The sequence below is a fragment of the Amycolatopsis sp. NPDC004625 genome, assembly GCF_040609695.1.
Classification (GTDB): Bacteria; Actinomycetota; Actinomycetes; order Mycobacteriales; family Pseudonocardiaceae; genus Amycolatopsis.
Genome location: NZ_JBEXKX010000004.1, coordinates 121552 through 140452 on the forward strand (window position 1 = coordinate 121552; position 18901 = coordinate 140452).

An 18901-nucleotide genomic window follows, 5' to 3' on the forward strand; every position below is an offset into this window, starting at 1 on the left:
GCCTCCGTCCGGGCAGGGCCCAGTTCGGTGATCCGCCCAGGCCCAGCTGCGCCATCAGATGAATCGTGCCACCCTCATCGCTTCAAAATTCCGGGATCCGATGCCATGGTCATACGCCTCAATTCACGGTAAAGAACACCCGCCAACCGCGTCCTCGCTGAGGCTACTGGGCTGCCGGGCGGAGTTTGCCGCTGCGATCATGACGGAACACCGCAGTACTATGATCGTGAACCCATATCTCGCGAATGTCCATAAGGGACTGTCTATTTGTGATAAAGCCACGCGAAGCGGGATAAAAATTGGCGCGCTGTGGCGTCCTCGGTCCCTACGTGCATCGTAGATCAAAACAGGCAGAAGTCCCGCCTCGTCAATCACGGACATTGCCAGCATGTCGAGCTGCGATACTCTCGTTGATCACGAGGCAGCCAGCCATCTCGCTGTCCCGGTTCACGAGGTGTTCACCGTTTCGCAGCGGTCTCTTGATCGCTCTGAAGCACTCGCGCTGTGGCTCATGTGGAGATTGTTGTTCGAGTGGCAGGTGTGCCAAATTCTTCCTTCGCTTCACGACTCGTCCGGCGTGTCGCGCACCGAGGGTGTTACCCGGCCGCCGTACCGTAGTCAGTTACAGGTCCTCGAGGAGGCTTGATGACGGCAACCCGGACAACGGCACGCGGCGTCTTCGCGATTACGGATGTACTGCTGGCACAAGTAGACCCGGCGGATGCACAGCCGCTTGCCTCAGTAGCAGGAGTGCCCGGTGGTGGCCTCGTCGTTTCCGGGGACAAGGAAGCGAAGATGGCCGTCCGCTATCTTCGAGGGCGCGGTTTCCAGCAGTTGATGTTGCCGGACCGCCAGCGTTATAAGGGACGGAACCGGTTGCCCGCGGCCCATCCATTCGACTCCAACTGGATTTCGTGGCAGCGGGATCTGGGACTGCCGGTAATCATGCCGGATGCCGGCTACGTTGCGGCAACGGACCTGAATGGCCTCCAGACAGTTTTGCGGAACTCGGCAGCGATCCCGGGAGCCATCGCACCATTGGCTCTGGCCAACTGGTGGTTATACGGCGCCGGCCTCCGGCTGCTGCTCACCGAACTCGCCCAGGTCTCGGTGCCAATCGCCGTGATCATCGAGCATGCCGGCGACCCCTTCGGGGCGAACCGCATACTCCAGGGACTACTCGCCGTGATCCGCAGCGGGATCCCGGTCATTCCGTTGCGCTGCGACACGAGTGCGGTTGGGCTACTCGCTCATGGCGCGCTGGCCGCCGCATACGGAGGTACGACAGCACTACGACACCTGTATCCCCAGCGAGCCGGTGGTGGGGGCACTCCCGGTAAGGAATCAGCTCTCTGGCCCGCAGGACTTGCCTTGCACTACCGCGACCTTCTCCACGACGCCGTGATGGCCACACCGACAGTCCCGCGGTGGAGGTGTGACTGCCAAATCTGCCGCGGCGCTCGGCTCGATCGCTTGGCCATCGCATCGACCTACGAGGTGAGGCAGCACAATCTTGCGTGCGTTCTCGGCCTCCGCCACCAGCTTGTCGCTCTGCCCGCAGGAAGTGACCGGGTCAGGGCTTGGTCCTCCTGGTGCCGGCGTGGCGAAGAGGAACATGCGGCGGTGAACACGTCGCCGGTCTTTCTCAGGGTGCCGCCAGCCTTGAGGCACTGGCAGGCCGCGGGCTAGACGGACACAATTCCCGGAGTTGAGTCGCTGCGCAACTCGGCAAGGATCACTTCGTCCAGCAGGCGGTGCAGGAGGCCCCTGCTGGACCCGGGCGTCGGCCCGCCCTCGCCTGCCGAGGCGATTCGTGCCGGGTGTCCGGCCGCGACCAGCCACACACCACGCAGGCCCGCCTCGGCCATGGCGTGCTCAGTGATGCGATCAGCGGAAACAATCGCGACCCGAGACGCGTAGGACGCCCACCGGCCTGCCCGTTGTACGGCGCGAACAGGATCACGTCCGGCCACGACGATGGCCTGGATCGTGACAGGTCGGGCCCATTCGAGGTTCTCCGCGCTACCTGAGACCAGCTCCAACGCCAAGAGGTCCGTAATCGGTTCGCGGTGAAGCACGTCGTGAGCCGATCGGTCGAGCTCGGCAATGGCCGTGACCGTCTTGCCCTGGAATCGAACGGTGCACACCCGACCGGGTATACCGAGCAAGCCAGGCACTGCCTCCGCGGCACGCATCAGCCCAGCACCAGAGGGTGCTGACCACGTGGAGTCCATCGCCTGAGCCGTCATGTCTCCTTGATTGTGCCCACTCAAGTAGGCATCCTCAAGGAGGCGCGCCGAGGCAAGGCTGGTCAAACGGTCAACGATTCGAGGGGGCAAAATGCCAGCTGGAGAACCACCCGGCGAGGGTCCTGGGCGGACGCCGCGTCTCCTCAAGGCAGTTCCATCTCCGTCCTTCGACGACCACTTTAGTGTGCACTTCGGCCGCCGTCTCCGCGAGCTACGCGAGCAACGGGGTCTGACACAAGAAGTCGCCGCGGTGACTGCGGGCATCACGCGGAACACCCTCGTCAAGCTTGAACGTGCGCGCTTCCCGAATCCGCAGCTCAGCACGTTGCTCTCCCTGATGCAGTGCTACGAACTTCGTTCCATCGACGAGTTGATCGGGCCGATGCCCGCCACACGTCTTGCCCATGCCTGGCAGGCTGCGGGGTGGCCGAACACGCGCCAACGACGACAACCAGGATGACACCGACGTTCATACGCGGACCAGGTTTCTCTTGTCCCCGGTTTGCGGTCGGCCCGGCCGTCGGTTCGTCGTTCCGGCGGAGGTGGTGCAGTCGGCGCGTCTGCCTGCGGCAAGGGGGCAGCGTGCGCAGCCCAGCGACCTCGCCGCAGGGTAGATCGAGCTCGTGGCCGAGTGATCGCCGCCTGGCTTCTCGTTTGCATGAGCCTAAACGCCCTGGCCACGCAAGCGTCGGTTACAGGCTCTCACGCGGCCGAGCGCTGGTGGCGCCGCCGCGAGGACTGGCGATGCGCCATGATGTCCCAGTGACGCGCCGGCTGTCGCAGACTGTGCGCCGCCTGGTCGGACGGTGCCCACGTCCTCAAGCTGGACGTCCACCATTCATCGTCGAGTGAACGTCGTAAGGAGCCGCGTGAGCACTCTCGGTAGTTTTATCTGGTCGATCGCTGATCAGCTTCGGGGTCCCTACCGCCCCAACCAGTACGGCAACGTGGTCCTCCCGCTCACGATCCTGCGCCGCCTCGACTGCATCCTCGAGCCCGACCGCGAGACGGTACGCAAGCTCGCGGCGAAGTACGACAACCCGAACCGGCTCAGGATCGAGGTCAAGAAGGCGACCGGCCGGTCGTTCTTCAACACCTCGAACTACTCCTTCGCCAACCTGCTGGCCGACGCCGACGGGCTGGCGGACAACCTGGCCGACTACATCGACCGGTTCTCACCCGATGTCGACGTGTTCGAGTACTTCGACTTCAAGAAGGAGATCCTGGCCCTGGAGAAGGCGGAACTCCTGCGCGAGGTCATCACCTCCTTCAAAGCCGTCGACCTGCATCCGGATGTCGTCTCCAACGCCGACATGGGCGATGCGTTCGAGTACATCATCCGCAAGTTCAACGAGGCCGCGAACGAGACCTCCGGCGACCATTACACCCCGCGCGACGCGATCCGGCTGCTGGTCGACCTGCTCTTCGCCGAGAAGGACGCCGACCTGACCGAGGCCGGCATCGTCCGCACGTTGTACGACCCGACTGCGGGCACCGGCGGTATGCTCGCCTTGGCCGAGGAGCACCTGCTTGCACAGAATCCCGGCGCGAAGCTGAGCCTGTACGGCCAGGAGTACAACCCGCAGTCGTACGCCATTTGCAAGTCCGACTTGCTGGCCAAGGGCCATGACGAGACCAATATTGCTTTCGGCAACACGCTCACCGATGATGCGTTCAAAGGCCGCCAGTTCGACTTCTGCATGTCCAACCCGCCGTACGGCGTCGACTGGAAGCAGTACGCCAAGGCGGTCACCAAAGAGAAGGAGTCAGCGGGGCCCTATGGCCGGTTCGTCCCGGGCCTCCCTTCGACCTCAGACGGGCAGATGCTCTTCCTGCTCCACCTGGTTCATAAGCTGCGCGCCCCGGAGGACGGCGGCGGCCGCGCCGGGATCGTGATGAACGGCTCGCCGCTTTTTAACGGTGGCGCCGAGTCCGGGCCCTCCAACATCCGCAAGTGGCTGCTGGAGAACGACCTGATCGATGCCATCGTCGCGCTGCCGACGAACATGTTCTTCAACACCGGTATTGCCACCTACATTTGGATCCTCGACAACACCAAGCACCCCGACCGCAAGGGCCTGGTCCAGCTCATCGACGGTTCGTCGTTCTGGACCAAGATGCGGAAGAATCTCGGTGCCAAGAACCGTGAGCTCAGCGAGGCAGACCGGGTCAAGGTGGTGAAGTTGTACGACGACTTCCTCGACGCCGACCCCGATTGCTCCAAGGTGCTGCGCAACGACGAGTTCGGCTACTGGACCATCACCGTCGAGCGTCCCCTCCTCGACGAGGATGGCAAGCCGGTCGTCGACCGCAAAGGCAAGCCCAAGCCGGACACGAAGAAGCGCGACACCGAGAACGTCCCGTTCACCCACGGCGGCTCGACCGCCGGTGTGGCCGGCAAGGTCGAGGTGATCCAGGCGTACTTCGACGCCGAGGTGAAGCCGCACGTCCCCGACGCTTGGATCGATTGGACCAAGGTCAAGATCGGCTACGAGATTCCCTTCACCCGCCACTTCTACAAGTACGTCCCGCCCCGTCCTCTTGCCGAGATCGACGCCGACCTGGAGAAGCAGGTCGCCAAGATCCTCGACTTGCTGCGGGAGGTTGAGCAGTGACGGGACCACTGTGGGAGTCGTTGCCTGATGGCTGGCAGACAGGACAGGTCAAGCATGCTGCGACGGTCACTCTTGGCAAGATGTTGCAGAGCAAGGACTCGGGCGGGGACGTACGTGCGCCCTACATGCGTGCCGCAAATGTGCAGCCCGACGGCGCGTTGGCCCTCGATGACGTGAACGAGATGTGGTTCGGCGAGGCCGAATTGGAGCAATTGAACATCAGAGTCGGTGACGTGGTCGTTGTCGAGGGCGGCCAGGGCGGGTTCGGCCGTGCCGCGTACGTTGATGAGGAGCTATTGGGCTGGGGATTCCAAAACTCGATCAACCGGCTCCGACCGATTAGCGGTTACGACGGCCGCTTCATCGCGTTCTACCTGATTGCGCTGCGGGCAAGCGGTTTCATCCGTGCCTGCTCCAACGTTGTCTCGATGCCGCACCTCACGGCGGAGAAGCTCGCCAGGATTCCGATCCCACTGGCCCCGCTGGAGGAGCAGCGCGCCATCGCCGACTACCTCGACCGCGAGACCGCTCGCATCGACACGCTCATCGAGGAGCAGCAGCGCCTGATCGAGATGCTCCGCGAGCGCCGTGCCGCAGTACTCTCCGCAGCATTCGATACCGACCCGTCGACCGAGGCAACTAAAGTCGGACGAATGCTGGCGGCCCGCCCGTCGTACGGCGTGCTGGTGCCGAGGTACGTGGAAGAGGCGGAGGGCGTTCCGTTTGTTCGGGTCGGCGACCTGTTGAACCTCACACCGGAGCGGCCCATGCTGGCGATCGCGCCGGAGCAGTCGGACGAGTACTCACGCACGAAGATCGTCGGCGGTGAAGTGCTTCTCGGCGTTGTCGGCAAGATGGGGCAGGCTGCGCTCGCACCTCGGTGGCTCGCGGGCGCGAACGTCGCGCGGGCGGTGGCTGTACTCCGCTGCAAAGACCCGGCTATAGCCCCCCTCTTATGCGCCTGGATCGGATCCAACAAATTTCTGTATCAGGCTGAGTTGGCGACGAGCGGAGACAGCATTCAGCCCACGCTCGGTATGAAGGACCTTGCGCGGTTCGACATCAACCTGCCTACTGATCCCAACGCGGCTGCTGACCTCATTAGCCGGTTGGCCAAGATCGACACACTCATCATCGAGACTGAGCGGTTCATCGAGCTCGCCCGGGAGCGCCGGGCGGCGTTGATCACGGCGGCGGTGACGGGGCAGATCGACGTACGGGAGATGGTCTGATGGCCGGTCACAACGAGGTCGTCTTCGAGACCGAGATCTGCGAGTACCTGGCTGACCATGGGTGGCTGTACTCGGAGGACGACACCGGCTACGACCGGGAGCGGGCGCTCTTCCCCGATGACCTGTTCGCCTGGCTGAAAGAGACCCAACCGGCACCATACGAGAAGGCGCTGAAAGCGGCAGGGTCGGAGGCGAAGTTCCTCGACGTGCTGGCCACGTCGCTTGACAAGCCTCTCGAACACGGTGGCGGGACGTTGAACATCCTGCGCAACGGAGTGCAGTACATCGGCGGTGGCCGGCTGAAGATGGCGCAGTTCCGGCCCGAGACCAGCCTGAATGCGACCACCAACGAGCAGTACGCGGAGATGCGGGTACGGGTGATGCGGCAGGTCTACTTCTCCACCGCCGACCAGCGCAGCATCGACCTGGTCTTCTTCATCAACGGGCTCCCGGTCGCGACGGTCGAATTGAAGACCGACTTCACACAGTCCCTCGATCAGGCGATCAACCAGTACCGCAAGAACCGGAATCCGCTGACCAACGGGAGGCTCGAGCCGCTGCTGTCGTTCGGGCACCGGGCGGTGGTGCACTTCGCGGTCTCCAACGACCTAGCCGCGATGACCACCCGGCTCGAGGGCGAGAAGACGCACTTCCTGCCATTCAACGTCGGCCATGAGGATGGTGCGGGGAACCCGCCGGGTACGGGCGGGCGTTCAGCAACCGCGTACCTGTGGGAGCGGGTCTGGGAGAAGCACGCCTGGCTCAACATCATCGGCCGACTGATGATCGTGGAGACCAAGGAGGAGTGGGACGTCGCGACCGGGACGTCGGTGCGGCGCACGAGCATGCTCTTCCCCCGGTTCCACCAATGGGAGGCGGTGACAAACATCGTGGCCGCGGTGCGCGAGGAGGGGGTGGGCCACCGCTACCTGATCGAACACTCCGCAGGCTCGGGCAAGACCAACACCATCGCCTGGACCGCGCATCGTCTGGCGCGGTTACACGTGAAGGACAAGAAGGTCTTCGACTCGGTGATTGTGGTCGTGGACCGCACCGTGCTTGACGGGCAGCTCCAGGAAGCGATCCGGCAGATCGACGGGTCGGGAAAGATCGTGACCACGATCAGTCCGGAGGACGTGCGCAAGGCGGGAGCCAAGTCGAAGTCCGGACTGCTGGCGACTGCGTTGAAGAACGGGGAGCTGATCATCGCTGTCACGGTGCAGACCTTCCCGTTCGCACTCGACGAGATCCGGGCCGACAAAGGTCTGAAGGGCAAGCGGTTCGCGGTGATCGCGGACGAGGCGCACTCCTCACAGTCCGGACAGATTTCCTCCAAGCTCAAGGCCGTGCTGACCGCTGAGGAGGTCAAGGAGATCGAGGAGGGCGGCTCGATCAATGTCGAGTCGATCTTGGCTTCGGAGATGACTGAGCGGGCCGAGTCGAAGAACATCTCCTACTTCGCGTTCACCGCGACACCGAAGAACAAGACCCTGGAACTCTTCGGCCGCAAGGGCCCTGACGGCAAGCCGGTCGAGTTTCACCTCTACTCGATGCGGCAGGCGATCGAGGAGGGTTACATCCTCGACGTGCTCAAGGGTTACCAGCCCTACGACACCGCGCTGAAGATCGCCGGGCAAGCCGAGAGCGGCGACGGCGACGTGGTAGTGGACGAGGCCGCGGCGCGCAAAGGGTTGATGCGGTGGGTGAAGCTGCACCCGACCAACATCAGCCAGAAAGTGCAGATCATCGTCGAGCACTTCCACGCCAACGTCGCCCACCTGCTCGAGGGCAAGGCGAAGGCGATGGTCGTCACCGACTCTCGCAAGGCCGCAGTGAAGTACAAGAAGGCGATCGACGCGTACATCGCCAAGCGGGCCGTCAACGATGCCTCGTACAACTACCGGACCCTGGTCGCCTTCTCCGGCTCGGTGACGATGGCCGAGGACGAAGAGTGGGCTTCGGACTGGGGGGCGCAGCCGAGTAAGGACGACGAGTTCACCGAGGCCAACCTCAACCCGGGCGCCGGCTCGGACTTGGCCGCCGCCTTCAAGGGCGCAACGTACAAGATCATGCTAGTCGCCAACAAATATCAGACAGGGTTCGACCAGCCGCTGCTCTCGGCGATGTACGTCGACAAGAAGCTCTCCGGGGTCACTGCCGTGCAGACGCTGTCGCGGCTCAACCGCACCTATCGCACTGCGGGCGGAGAGCGCAAGCGCAAGACGTTCGTCATCGACTTCGTGAACAACCCCGAGGACATCCGGGCCGCGTTCGAGCCGTACTTCACGAACGCCACCCTGGAGACCGAGACCGATCCGTACGTCGTCTTCCACCTCGCCACCAAGCTCGACCAGGCTGGTATCTATACGCCAGAGCAGGTGCGCGAGGTCGCCGAACTGTGGGTCACGCGGAAGGGCAACAACGCGCTTTCGGCTGCGATCAGCCCAGCCAAGAACGAGTTCGCCCGCCGCTACGCGGCTGCGATTGAGGCCGATGACAAGGTCATCCTCAACACTCTCGACCTGTTCCGCAAGGACGTCTCCACCCTTGTCCGGCTCTACGACTTCATGAGCCAGATCGTCGACTATGGCGACGCGTACATGGAGATGCTGTCGATCTTCCTGCGGCTCCTGGAGAAGGTCATCGCAGAGTCGTCCTGGGCCGCAGAGGTCGATTTGTCCGATGTGGTCCTCGTCGGCGTCAAGCACAGCAAGGGAACCGCAGTCGACATCTCGCTGACCGGCGACGGCGAGCTCAAAGGCATCAGTGCTGCGGGCACCGGCGGCCGGAAGGAGCCGAAGTACGTCGCACTCCAGGTCGTCATCGACAAGATGAATGATCTCTTCGGTGCCGAGTCGTTCACGGGGTCGCAGGTCCGGGAGTTCGTGCAGGGCCTGGTGCAGCGGCTGCTCGCCCACCCGGACTTGATCAACCAGACCAAGGTGAACTCGAAGAAGCAATTCATGGAGTCGCAGGACTTCCAGGCTGCGGTCGTCGAGGCGGTGGTCGAGAATCAGGAGGCCCACAACACCATGGCGGACTACTTCTTCAGTGACGGGCCTGGCGTCAACGCTGTCATCGTGGCACTCGCGGACGCCTTTTACGAGGCTGCGATCGATCAGCAGACGGATGTGTGAGCAGCCTGGGTGCCATGTCACGAACGGTGTTTCAGCATTCTCGATCAGTCTCGATAGCTTGCCGGCGGTCATCCGAAGGTGATGGCGAACGCGCAGGTGGCGTGCCGCGCACACATGCGTTTCCAGGCGGCTATCGCAGCGGTAGCGAGAGCGGCTCGTGCAGTTGGCGGCGGTCAGCGCCATTCCCGTCTTGCTCCGACAGGTATTGAAGCAATTCCGCAGATCAGATGTCTGCGACTGTCCTAATTGTGAATGTCAGCCGCGGAACATGTTGATCTGCTGCCAGATGGTGTCGTGTGGTGCGTCGTGATCGTCGAGGTTGCCGAGGGACTCGACTGCTCCGGTCACGGCTGAAGCGCGGCTTCCTTGGTCAGGGTGCTGTTGCCAGTAAGCCTGCGGGATCTTCAGCACGGCCGTGAGCAGGTCGCCGGGGTAGAAGTCGCCTTCGGCGAGAGGGTTCTGCTCCAGGAGGGTCAGCGCAATGGGGACCAGTACGTCGAGGCTCTCTTGCTGGAGCAGAAGTATACGGAGGTCTTCGACGTCCAAGGAGCCGATCGGCTTGTGGCGCAGCTCGTAGACGGTCCTGATCAGCCGCGTAGCGTCGGCTGGTGGGTTGCCCCAGTGGCGGTCTTCGATCTGCTCGAGGGTGAGCGATTCGTCCACGTCGTGACTGGTCCCCATGGCTCCTCGTGTCAGCTGTCGTGGTCGTGCGTGGGTCTGCTATCCGCGTGGTACCCACTGCTCACTGTAGTCGAGGAGGCGGCTGGCTTCGGATAGTTCGGCCTCGACGGCGGGACGGTCTTCGGGTGACAGTCGTGAGTCGCTGAGCTGGCGTTTCAGGCGGTTGATCTGGTTCGAGAGGCCGTTTTGGGCCTCTCTGACTTCGGTGACGTGGTCCCAGGGGGTGCCGTCGCCCTTGCGGGCGACGACTTCGCCGTTCAGTTCGCGGCGCGCGCCGTCGAGATCCTTATCGGTGAGGTGTTCCTTGAGCCGGTCCGTCTTGGTGGGCTTGGTCGGGTTGGAACGCGGTTTGACGGGTTCGACGTGGTCGTCGGTCATGGCGTGCCGGGCGAGGTCGCCGACGGCGCCGACGGTCATCGTTCCGCCAACCGCGATGCCGGCGGCGGATACGACGTTGAGGGGCACGCCGGCGATGGCGCCGATGCCGGTGGCGTCGAGGAGGAGGCCCGCGCCTTCGCCTGCTGAGCTGATCGTGGTCAGCGCTATTCCGCCGACCGCGGCGGCGGTGTCGACCGGGTGGTTGAGCATGGCGTTGCCGAACGAGGCGAGGCTGTTCGCGGCGTGGGTGCCGAGGTCGGCGAGGAAGTTGCCGGCGTCGTCGAGCCAGCTGGACTTTTGTGGTGCTACGTCCGCTTCGGTGTCGAGCATGCCTGCGATGGAGTTTCCGGCCTCGGTCAGCTGCTCTCGGGCCCGGTTGAGCCTGTCCTGGGCAGCTTGCCGTCCGCCTTCACCCGGATCGGTGAACGGTGGCAGAGGCTGGTTGTGGGCCTGAGCCTCAGCTGCGGCGGCATCGTGCCGGGCTTTGGCCTGCTGGGTGGCGGCTTGGGCGTTGTTCCACTGGGCGATGGCTTCGCCTGCCTGGGTTTGGGCCCAGCGGAGCGTGTGCGCGTAGTCGGTCAGCAGTGACCCGCCTCGGTGCAGGGTGTCGGCGGCGTCGAACCACTTGTTCGGCTCGTAGCTGAACTTGTCGTGGAACGCGCGGGCGGCTGGGCCTTCCCAGGCTCCAGTGTCGATGGCTTTGAGCCCGTCGGCGGCCTGGCCGGCGAGGTCGCCGCGGGCGTTCAGTACGCGCGCGTTCTCCTCGATCGCTTCGGGTTTGCCGGGGACGAGGGCTGTCGGGTCGCTGGTGTCTCCGAGTTCAGCCATCGTCCACCGGTCCCTGGCCCGGGTCGGTGGTGAGTGAGCCGGCAGCCGCGGAGTCCGTCGCTCGGTACGCGGCGGCCGCCTTGGTGAGGACGTCGCCGATCGCGTCCGCGTCGTCGGTCAAGATGTCGAGACCGTCGCTCCAGCGGACACAAAAGTTCATCAGGGAGTTGTGGATACCGTCGTGTCCGTACAGGCCAGTATCACCGCACAGGTCGCGTAGCTCGAAGCTCGACTGGTCGGTCACGCTTCGCTTGATGCCGTTCGCGCCTTCCTCCACCTTGCCGACGTCGACATGGAACCCAGGACCATCCACTACTGAAACCATCCCCCTCGAACACGTTCAGTGCTCGTCGAGTGTGGATGATTCGGTCGCCGATGACAAGCGGCCGACCTGCCGTGAGCACAGCTCGACGAACGGAGACATAACGGAGCCCAGACCTGCCGCCAAGGCACGTTACGATGAGCGCTGCAGCTTAAAACTGCTGGTAGAAACCGTTGCCAACGCGACCAGGATTGGATCGCTGCGGCGTTACGAGCAGGCTTTTAATCCGTAGGTTCTGGGTTCGAGCCCCAGGCGGCGCACTCGAACGAACTCCGAAGTCGGCGGCTGTGTCGATTAGGGTTGCGGTATGGACGCGACCAGGTGGCTCATCGTTCTCCGGCACGCCAAGTCGGACTGGTCGGAGGGGCTGCCCGACCACGAACGGCCCCTAGCGCCCCGGGGTGTCCGTGATGCGCCGCGGCTCGGCCGGTGGCTTGTCGAGACCGGTCGTGTTCCCGAGCTGGTTGTCTGCTCCGCCGCCCGGCGGACCCGCGAGACCTGGCACCGTGTCAGTGGCGAGCTTCCCGCGTCGCCGCCGGTCGAGTACGACGACGATCTCTACGGTGCCGACGTTCCCGAGCTGCTGAACGCCGCCCGCCGGACGCCGGGTGACGTCACCACGCTTGCGCTCGTCGGGCACGAGCCCGGGGTCAGCGAGGTGACGCTGCACCTCGCCGGTCACGGGGAAGACACCCGGCAGGTCCAGACCAAGTTCCCCACGGGCGCCGCGGCCGTGCTTGCCACTGCGGACCCGTGGGACGCGCTCCGGACGGCCCGGCTCGTCGCCTTCTTCCGGCCTCGCGACTTCACCGACTGACGGGTCCATGGGCATTGCCTCAGCGGTGTTCACATGCGTACGCTCCATTCACTCACAGGTCTGGTATTCATATTTGTGAATGGAGCGGGACATGGTTCTCCGCCACACCGTCGTGGCCGCGATGGCCGCGCTCGGCCTCGTCGCCACGTCGTTCGCCGCGCCGGCCGAAGCCGCGTCGTGGCCTTCGCCCTGTACCGTCCCGGTTCTCGGGCCGGTGTGTGCCCCCGATACCGCCGTTCTCGACGGCAAGCAGCTGCTTCGCACGAAACTCGCCGCGCTCGTCGGCGAAAGAACGTCTCGCACCGCGCTGAACAACCTGCTCGTCGCCGCGAAGACCGATCTCACCGCGGGACCGTGGAGTGTCACCTCGAAGAAACAGGTGCCACCCAGCGGTGACAAGCACGACTACCTCAGCCTCGCGCCGTACTGGTGGCCGACCACGCAGCCGACCGCCGAGAACCCGTGGGGCTGCCCGTTCGTGCAGCGGGACGGTCAGCGCAACCCGATCGTCGACGAAATCACCGACCACGCCTACCGCGGCGACGCGTTCGCCGCGATCTACCGACTCGCGCTCGCCTGGTACTACACCGGGGACGCGCGGTACGCCCGGCGCGCGGCGCTCGACCTGCGTACGTGGTTCCTCGACGCCGCGACGAAGATGAACCCGAACATGAACTACGCGCAGGGCATCCCGTGCAAAGTGGACGGCCGCGGCATCGGCATCATCGAGTTTTCCTACACGCTGAGCCAGGTCGTCGACGCGACCGCGATCCTCGCCACCGGCGCTCCCGGGTGGACGAAGACCGACCAGGCCGGCATGACCGGCTGGTACACGCAGTTCCTCGGCTGGCTGCGTACCAGCAAGAACGGCACCGACGAGGCCAAGGCCCAGAACAACCACGGCAGCTTCTACGACATGCTCGTCGCCTCGCTCGCCCTCGGCACGGGGCAGCGGGACCTGGCCGCGGCCGTCGCGCGGGACGCCGGGCCCCAGCGCATCGCCCCGCAGATCCAGGCCGGCGGCCTGCAGCCGCAGGAGACGAGCCGGACGCGAAGCTGGCCCTACTCGGCGTTCAACCTGGTCGCGCTGACGCGGCTCGCGCAGATCGGCCAGCACGTCGGCGTCGACCTGTGGCACTACACCGCGCCCAGCGGGGCCACGCTGTTCTCGGCCGTCGACTTCCTGATCCCGGGCGCCACGCAGGGCAAGTCGGCTTGGCCGTACCCCGAGCTGGACTTCCGGCCGTACGCGGCTTTGGACGTCCTGCACGCGGCCGCCGACGCGGGCGACCGGGCGGCGCGGACGGCTCTGCCGCGGGTGCCGGCCGAACCGGGCGGTGATCTCTACCCGGTCCGGCCCGCCGCCGAACAGCTCGACGACATTTCGACGTCCTGACGGCGTGAAAAGGGCCCGGCTTTTGCGGCCGGGCCCTTTCCGGCGGAATCAGACGCCGGCCACCTGGGAAATCCAGCTGCGATAACGCGTGATGTTCGTGTACGCGGTGTTGTTCGACCGGTCGCTGGTCGACGCGACGCCAACCTGGCGGCCGGACGCGAACATCGGGCCGCCGGAGTCGCCGCCGGCGGTGATGCCGTTGACGCGGTTCGCGCACACCGCGACGCCGCCGGTGTAGTCGCTGCAGCTGATCGAGTTCACCCGCACGGTCGCGACCTTCAGGTACCGCGACTGGCAGTTGATCTCGGAGCCGCACTGGCTGGTCGCGCCCCAGCCGTAGACCGAGACGTTCTGGCCGACCGTGACGTCACCGACGTTGCCGAGCGGCGAGTAGGTGGCGTTCACCGAGGTCGTGAGCCGGACGATCGCCAGGTCGGCGCTGCCCGGGTAGCGCGTGATGGTGGAGCCGGTGGCCACGGTTCCGCCGCTCGACTGGTCCAGGCTGCCGATGCGGAACGTGTAGGTGCCGGAACTGCTGACGCAGTGCTTGGCGGTCAGGATGTACTGCGGCGCGATGATGGTCGCGGTGCAGTTCTGCTGGCCGTTGACGAACAGCCGGGCCGCCCAGGGGCCGCTGGAGGCGGTGCTGCCGCCGATGATCGACGGCTGGGCCTGCGGGGTGCTGTCCGCGGCCGCCGGACCGCCGAGCCCGATGACGGCCAACGCGGTGCTCGCGGCCAGCAGGATGAACTTGCCGAATTTCACTCTGACTCCTTTTCACGCGGGGGAGAACCGCGTGGGGGAAAGCCGGTGGGGACCGAACTCCAGGATTGTCCGAGTTTTAGGCGAATGTCCGGAACCGACGAAAGTCGCCGGTCGAATCCGTATTTATTGCCCGCCGCGGGGTACGTGCAGTTCCCTTACTGTTCCGCGTGCGGCTCCGGGCGCGCGGCTGCGCCGCTCCGGTGGTGCCGCCGGGTGCTTCCGAGGTGGTGCTGTTCAGGCGGCGATCTTCGCCGGGGCCGTCTTCCGCAGCCAGTACAGGCCGATGACCGGCAGCACGAGCGGGATGAACAGGTAGCCCTCGCCGTAGACCGACCAGACGGTCGGGTGCCGGAAGGCGGCCGCGTCGACGAGGCTCAGCGTGCCGATCGTCAGGACGCCCAGCAGTTCGATGGAGCAGGCCGCGAGGGCCACGCGCCACCAGCCGTCGCCGCGCCGGGCGAGCGCGATCGTCGCGACGATGTAGACGACCGCGGCGAGGGCCGAGAGCAGGTAGGCGAGCGGGGCCTCGTGGAACTTCGTGCCGATCTGGACGCCGGCCCGCGACGTCGCCGCCAGCGCGAAGATCGCGTACACGGCGACGAGCACCCGTCCGGGGCCGCTGGCCGTCCTACGCTGTTGCTCCACTCCACACCTCGTTCAGTCGCAGCACCATCACCGGGATGGCCAGGCAGGCAATGCCGAGCACCGCGGTGCTCGACCGGCTCCGCTCGGCCAGCGCCCAGGCGGCGCCGACGGGCAGCACGACCAGGCAGCCGATCAGGTAGGCCAGGTAGGTCGCCAGGCTGCCGGGACGTTCACCGCCGGCGAGCAGCACGACCCCGATCACCAGCTGCGCGACCAGCAGCAGTTCGATCACGGCGAGTGCGATCAGGAGCGGGTTGTCCGGCAGCCGGTTGCGAGCGGACTGCACGAAGCTCCAAAGCGCGACGAGCGTGGCAGCCACGGCGACCGTCACGGCGAATCCGAAGATCACCCGTTCCTCCTTCCGGTCCGCCGGCCGCCAACTTACTCCGTGGTACCCGCTGGTCCGTTCGCCGAGGTGCCGCGGGCGTGGCGTGGGCCACCGCGTCGACACCCGGCGCTGTGCGGGCCGACACGGAAGGCCGGCACCTCGAAAATCAATCACGGACCGCGTTGATTGGCAATCTGTCAATTCGATTTGCGTATTCGGTCAAATCTCTGGCTGGACCTGGGTAAGTGCTGAAGAAACCTTCATGTTACAACTCTTTGGTGTGATGGATTTGTTCGAGAGGGTCACCCTGGGTTCTGCTACTGGCCGGTAAGTGACCTTTTTGCCTACCTCGGATAGCCCAGCTGAACCGCCGGGATGGCGGATTGGCTCAGGGTGGCTCGACGTGGGGGAATATCCTTCGTCCCGGAGCCGTGGTGCCCGGGGATCGTACGGAGGGGTATCTCGGATGGACCTGCGCCACGAAGCGTTTTGCTTCGCTGATCCGTTGTTCTACGACGAACAGCAGGAAAACGGCGCACTGATCGACGATTTCGCCGCGGAACTTCCAGCGCCGGAGGCTGGCTGGAGCAGCACGGACAAGGGGGTCTGGCGTGCGATGCGTCCCGCGGGACGTGTGCTCCCAGCGCAGGGCTGGAAGATCCGTGTCTCCGCCGGCCCGGACAACGCGCGCCAGGTGCTTGCGCAGGTGTACGCGAGCTGCGTCGAGCACCGGGTCTCGTTCAAGCACCTCCGCTCAGCGTCAGCGTTGCTCGCGCGGAATTCGAAATACGCTTCGCCGGCTGGCAACGTCGAGCTGGCGGTCATTTACCCGGCCGACGACAACGAACTCGAGCGGGTGCTCGTGGACCTGTCGACGCGGCTCGCGGGTGAGCACGGTCCTGACATTCCGAGCGACCTTCGGTACGGCGACGGGCCCCTCTACGTACGTTACGGCGGATTCGAGGAACAGTGGGTCGAACATGACGGCCACCGCGTACCCGCGGTCCGCAAGCCGGACGGCAGGCTCGTGCCCGACCGGCAGGGGCCGACGTTCTCTGTGCCCGGTTGGGTGAAGATTCCCGCGTGTCTGCAAAGCGGGATCGCAACGCGTCGAGGAGCCGTCCCGGCTCAGTTCCCTTACCGAATTGCCAGCCCACTGACCACATCGAGGGGCGGCGACAGCTACCTCGCCGTCCCCAAAGCAGGTGGCAGGCAGGTCGTCCTCAAGGAGGCCCGCCCGTACACCGGCCTCGACGAGGGGCGGACCGACGCCGTCCAACGGCTCCGCCGTGAGCACGAGGTGCTCGCTCGGCTCGCCGGCATCCCCGGCGTGCCACAGGTGCTCGAGCGGTTCACCGTCTCGGAGCGCCACTACTCGGCCATGGAGTACCTGCCCGGCATTTCCCTCGACAGCTGGCAGACCCGCAATCACCCGCTGACCAGGCACGGCACGACGGAGCCCGACCTCGCTACCTACACTCGGCGCGCGTTGGGCATCGTCGCGGCAGTCGAGCGAACGATCCAGGCGATCCACGGCCGAGGCATCGTCTTGGGTGACCTGCACCCCCAGAACATCCTGGTCGACGAGGACCACGACGACCAGGTCTTCCTGCCCGACTTCGAGGCGGCGTTCGACGTCGAGTCCGCCGACCGGCCGGCGCCAGGTGCGCCCGGGTTCCGCGTGCCGGAGGACCGCGCCGGGTTCGAGATCGACGAGCATGCTGCGGCCGCTTTGCGCCTGTGGCTGTTCCTGCCGCTTTACCCGCTGACGGAAGTTGCTCCGGCGAAGCTGCGCCGTATTGCTGAATTCGTCGAACGTCGGTTTGCGCTGCCCGAGGGGTACGTCGATGACGCAGTCATGGCGCTGGCTCCGCGTGAAGGTGACGCGGATTCGGCGCCGGTCCACACCGAGCTCGACCACGACAAGCCGGACTGGGCGCTGGTGCGCAAGCAGATGGTCGAGGCGATCCTGGCCAGTGCGACTCCGGTACGTCAGGATCGGTTGTTCCCGGGGGACGTCGAGCAGTTCGAGGTCGGCGGCGCTTGTTTCGGCGTCGGTGCGGCGGGCGTGCTGCACGCGCTCGATGTCGTCGGCGCCGGGCGGTTTCCCGAGCACGAACGCTGGCTGATCGAGTCGGTTCGGCGTGACCCGCCGGCCCGGCCGGGCTTCTACGACGGCGGCTCCGGCATCGCCTACGTGCTGGAGAGCTTCGGGTACCACGACGAGGCGGGGAGACTGCTGGCGTCGTGCGCACAGCTCGTCGAGCAGACAACCGACCACTCCCTGGAGAGCGGGCTGGCCGGGATCGGGCTGACGATGTTGCACTTCGCGACCGTCCGGCAGGACAACGAGTTCGGCCGCCAGGCGCTGGCCACGGCCGTCCGGCTGGCCGAGGCGCTGGAGACAGCGGCGCCGCCGGGCAGCTCGGCCCGTGCCGGACTGCTGGCCGGCTGGTCCGGGCCCGCGCTGCTGTTCATCCGGCTCTTCGAACGCACCGGTGAGCCGGCCTGGCTGTCGTTTGCCGACCAGGCACTGTGTCGCGACCTCGAGGAATGCGTCGAGGCCGACGACGGCTCGCTGCAGGTGCGCGACGGTGCGGCCCGTGCGTTGCCCTATGCCGGCGTCGGGAGTGCCGGGATCCTTCTCGTCGCCGAGCAGCTGGCGCGGCACCGTCCCGATGCCGAGGCATGCGACAGCGTCGCCGCGCTGCGCGATGCCTGCCGTGGCGAGTTCGTCATGCATCCCGGGTTGCTCAACGGCCGGTGCGGGCTGGCGGTGGCGCTGGGTGCGAACCCGGGCCCGGACCCAGACCAGTCCGTCCGCGCGGTGATCGACCAGCACCTGGCGTGGCTGGCGTGGTACGCGGTGCCGTACAAAGGCGGCCTGGCGTTCCCGGGTGACCGGCTGCTGCGGCTCTCGATGGATGTCAAGACCGGCAGTGCGGGGATCCTCCTCTCCCTCTCCGCCTTGCTTGATGGCAATGAAGTCCTGCCCTTCCTCGGCGACACACCGCTCCACCCGACCACCGGCCGGTAACTGACGGTGCCGCCACGACGGCCCGGGTCGGGCAGCCAACTCCCAGTACCGGGGGTTCGCCGCCCGGGGTAGAGGCGCGGTCGCTGCAGGACGTCTTCGGCAACGACCGCGACCTCTACCTGGCCGTCTGCGGTTGTGGTGCGATCGTCGGCGGGGCGCCTTCCGGCGACGGCCACAATCTCCACAACCGCATGTGGGCAGTGGTGCGTCCGCGCGCGGGGCGCCTTCCGGGAACGGCCCGCAGCCACTGCGAATCCACTTCTGCGGCGAGCCTGAAGCTCACACCCGTGCCGCCACCGGATCGACGCCTAGGTCGCCATCCGTGTGACCAGCCGCTCCGGTGAGCCGCCTGCTCGTCCACTGTGGATTGATCTCATGGGGGCCTTCAGCTTATCGCCGTCGGTGGGGCGTGGAACCCGTCGATGGAAATCTGTGGACAACTCGCCGATGTTGGCGGTGCCTGTGGACAAC

The 18901-nt window shown here is 65.7% G+C and carries 15 protein-coding genes; 8 read left to right on the forward strand and 7 right to left on the reverse strand.

The genetic code is table 11. The features are described from left to right. The first annotated feature begins 645 nt into the window (after nt 1-645). A complete protein-coding gene (locus ABZW17_RS06045; RefSeq protein ID WP_354810147.1) occupies nt 646-1689 on the forward strand; it encodes a hypothetical protein in 1044 nt (347 codons plus the stop codon). Here ABZW17_RS06045 and ABZW17_RS06050 read toward each other — a convergent pair. Next, nucleotides 1686-2147, reverse strand: coding sequence for a hypothetical protein (locus ABZW17_RS06050; RefSeq protein ID WP_354810149.1), 462 nt, complete (start codon nt 2145-2147; stop codon nt 1686-1688). The two genes, ABZW17_RS06045 and ABZW17_RS06050, sit on opposite strands and share 4 nt — an antisense overlap. Nucleotides 2148-2340: 193 nt before the next feature. On the opposite strand from ABZW17_RS06050, the gene ABZW17_RS06055 reads away from it, so the two are divergent. The 4 genes from ABZW17_RS06055 (at nt 2341) to ABZW17_RS06070 (ending at nt 9233) form a co-directional block, all read left to right on the forward strand. Continuing rightward, nucleotides 2341-2709 carry a helix-turn-helix transcriptional regulator gene (locus ABZW17_RS06055; protein WP_354810151.1) on the forward strand — a complete coding sequence of 123 codons (369 nt, stop codon included), beginning with the start codon at nt 2341-2343 and terminating at the stop codon, nt 2707-2709. Nucleotides 2710-3118: 409 nt separating this feature from the next. Further along, nucleotides 3119-4864, forward strand: a complete 1746-nt coding sequence (locus tag ABZW17_RS06060) for a class I SAM-dependent DNA methyltransferase (protein ID WP_354810153.1) — start codon at nt 3119-3121, stop codon at nt 4862-4864. Further along, a complete protein-coding gene (locus ABZW17_RS06065) occupies nt 4861-6096 on the forward strand; it encodes a restriction endonuclease subunit S (RefSeq protein ID WP_354810155.1) in 1236 nt (411 codons plus the stop codon). Before ABZW17_RS06060 ends, ABZW17_RS06065 begins: the two co-directional genes overlap by 4 nt. Continuing rightward, a complete protein-coding gene (locus tag ABZW17_RS06070) occupies nt 6096-9233 on the forward strand; it encodes a DEAD/DEAH box helicase family protein (RefSeq protein ID WP_354810157.1) in 3138 nt (1045 codons plus the stop codon). Before ABZW17_RS06065 ends, ABZW17_RS06070 begins: the two co-directional genes overlap by 1 nt. A 255-nt stretch (nt 9234-9488) precedes the next feature. On the opposite strand, the gene ABZW17_RS06075 is transcribed toward ABZW17_RS06070, so the two are convergent. The 3 genes from ABZW17_RS06075 to ABZW17_RS06085 are packed head-to-tail and all read right to left on the reverse strand — an operon-like array spanning nt 9489 to nt 11445. Further along, entirely contained in the window at nt 9489-9914 is a 426-nt protein-coding gene (locus tag ABZW17_RS06075; protein ID WP_354810159.1) for a contact-dependent growth inhibition system immunity protein, read from the reverse strand. A gap of 39 nt (nt 9915-9953) precedes the next feature. After that, nucleotides 9954-11120: a putative T7SS-secreted protein gene (locus tag ABZW17_RS06080; RefSeq protein WP_354810161.1), complete on the reverse strand. Its 1167-nt coding sequence runs from the start codon at nt 11118-11120 to the stop codon at nt 9954-9956. After that, entirely contained in the window at nt 11113-11445 is a 333-nt protein-coding gene (locus ABZW17_RS06085) for a hypothetical protein (protein WP_354810163.1), read from the reverse strand. The genes ABZW17_RS06080 and ABZW17_RS06085 overlap by 8 nt, the downstream gene beginning before the upstream one ends. Nucleotides 11446-11749: 304 nt before the next feature. Between ABZW17_RS06085 and ABZW17_RS06090 the strand changes: the two genes are divergently transcribed. Then, on the forward strand, nt 11750-12259 hold the full coding sequence (locus ABZW17_RS06090; RefSeq protein ID WP_354810165.1) for a histidine phosphatase family protein: 510 nt from the start codon (nt 11750-11752) through the stop codon (nt 12257-12259). Between the two features lie 91 nt (nt 12260-12350). After that, nucleotides 12351-13655 (forward strand): alginate lyase family protein, encoded by a 1305-nt coding sequence (locus ABZW17_RS06095; RefSeq protein ID WP_354810167.1) that lies wholly within the window; start codon nt 12351-12353, stop codon nt 13653-13655. Nucleotides 13656-13703: 48 nt separating this feature from the next. On the opposite strand, the gene ABZW17_RS06100 is transcribed toward ABZW17_RS06095, so the two are convergent. The 3 genes from ABZW17_RS06100 to ABZW17_RS06110 all read right to left on the reverse strand — a co-directional run bounded on the left by ABZW17_RS06100 (nt 13704) and on the right by ABZW17_RS06110 (nt 15414). Next, a complete protein-coding gene (locus ABZW17_RS06100; RefSeq protein ID WP_354810169.1) occupies nt 13704-14420 on the reverse strand; it encodes a trypsin-like serine protease in 717 nt (238 codons plus the stop codon). A 234-nt stretch (nt 14421-14654) separates the two neighbouring features. Continuing rightward, the gene (locus ABZW17_RS06105; protein WP_354810539.1) at nt 14655-15026 is read right to left on the reverse strand and encodes a hypothetical protein; all 372 of its coding nucleotides are present in this window, start codon (nt 15024-15026) and stop codon (nt 14655-14657) included. Nucleotides 15027-15048: 22 nt separating this feature from the next. Beyond that, nucleotides 15049-15414 (reverse strand): hypothetical protein, encoded by a 366-nt coding sequence (locus ABZW17_RS06110; RefSeq protein WP_354810171.1) that lies wholly within the window; start codon nt 15412-15414, stop codon nt 15049-15051. Nucleotides 15415-15859: 445 nt separating this feature from the next. Between ABZW17_RS06110 and lanKC the strand changes: the two genes are divergently transcribed. Continuing rightward, a complete protein-coding gene (gene lanKC, locus ABZW17_RS06115; protein WP_354810173.1) occupies nt 15860-18430 on the forward strand; it encodes a class III lanthionine synthetase LanKC in 2571 nt (856 codons plus the stop codon). The last annotated feature ends 471 nt before the right edge of the window (nt 18431-18901 follow it).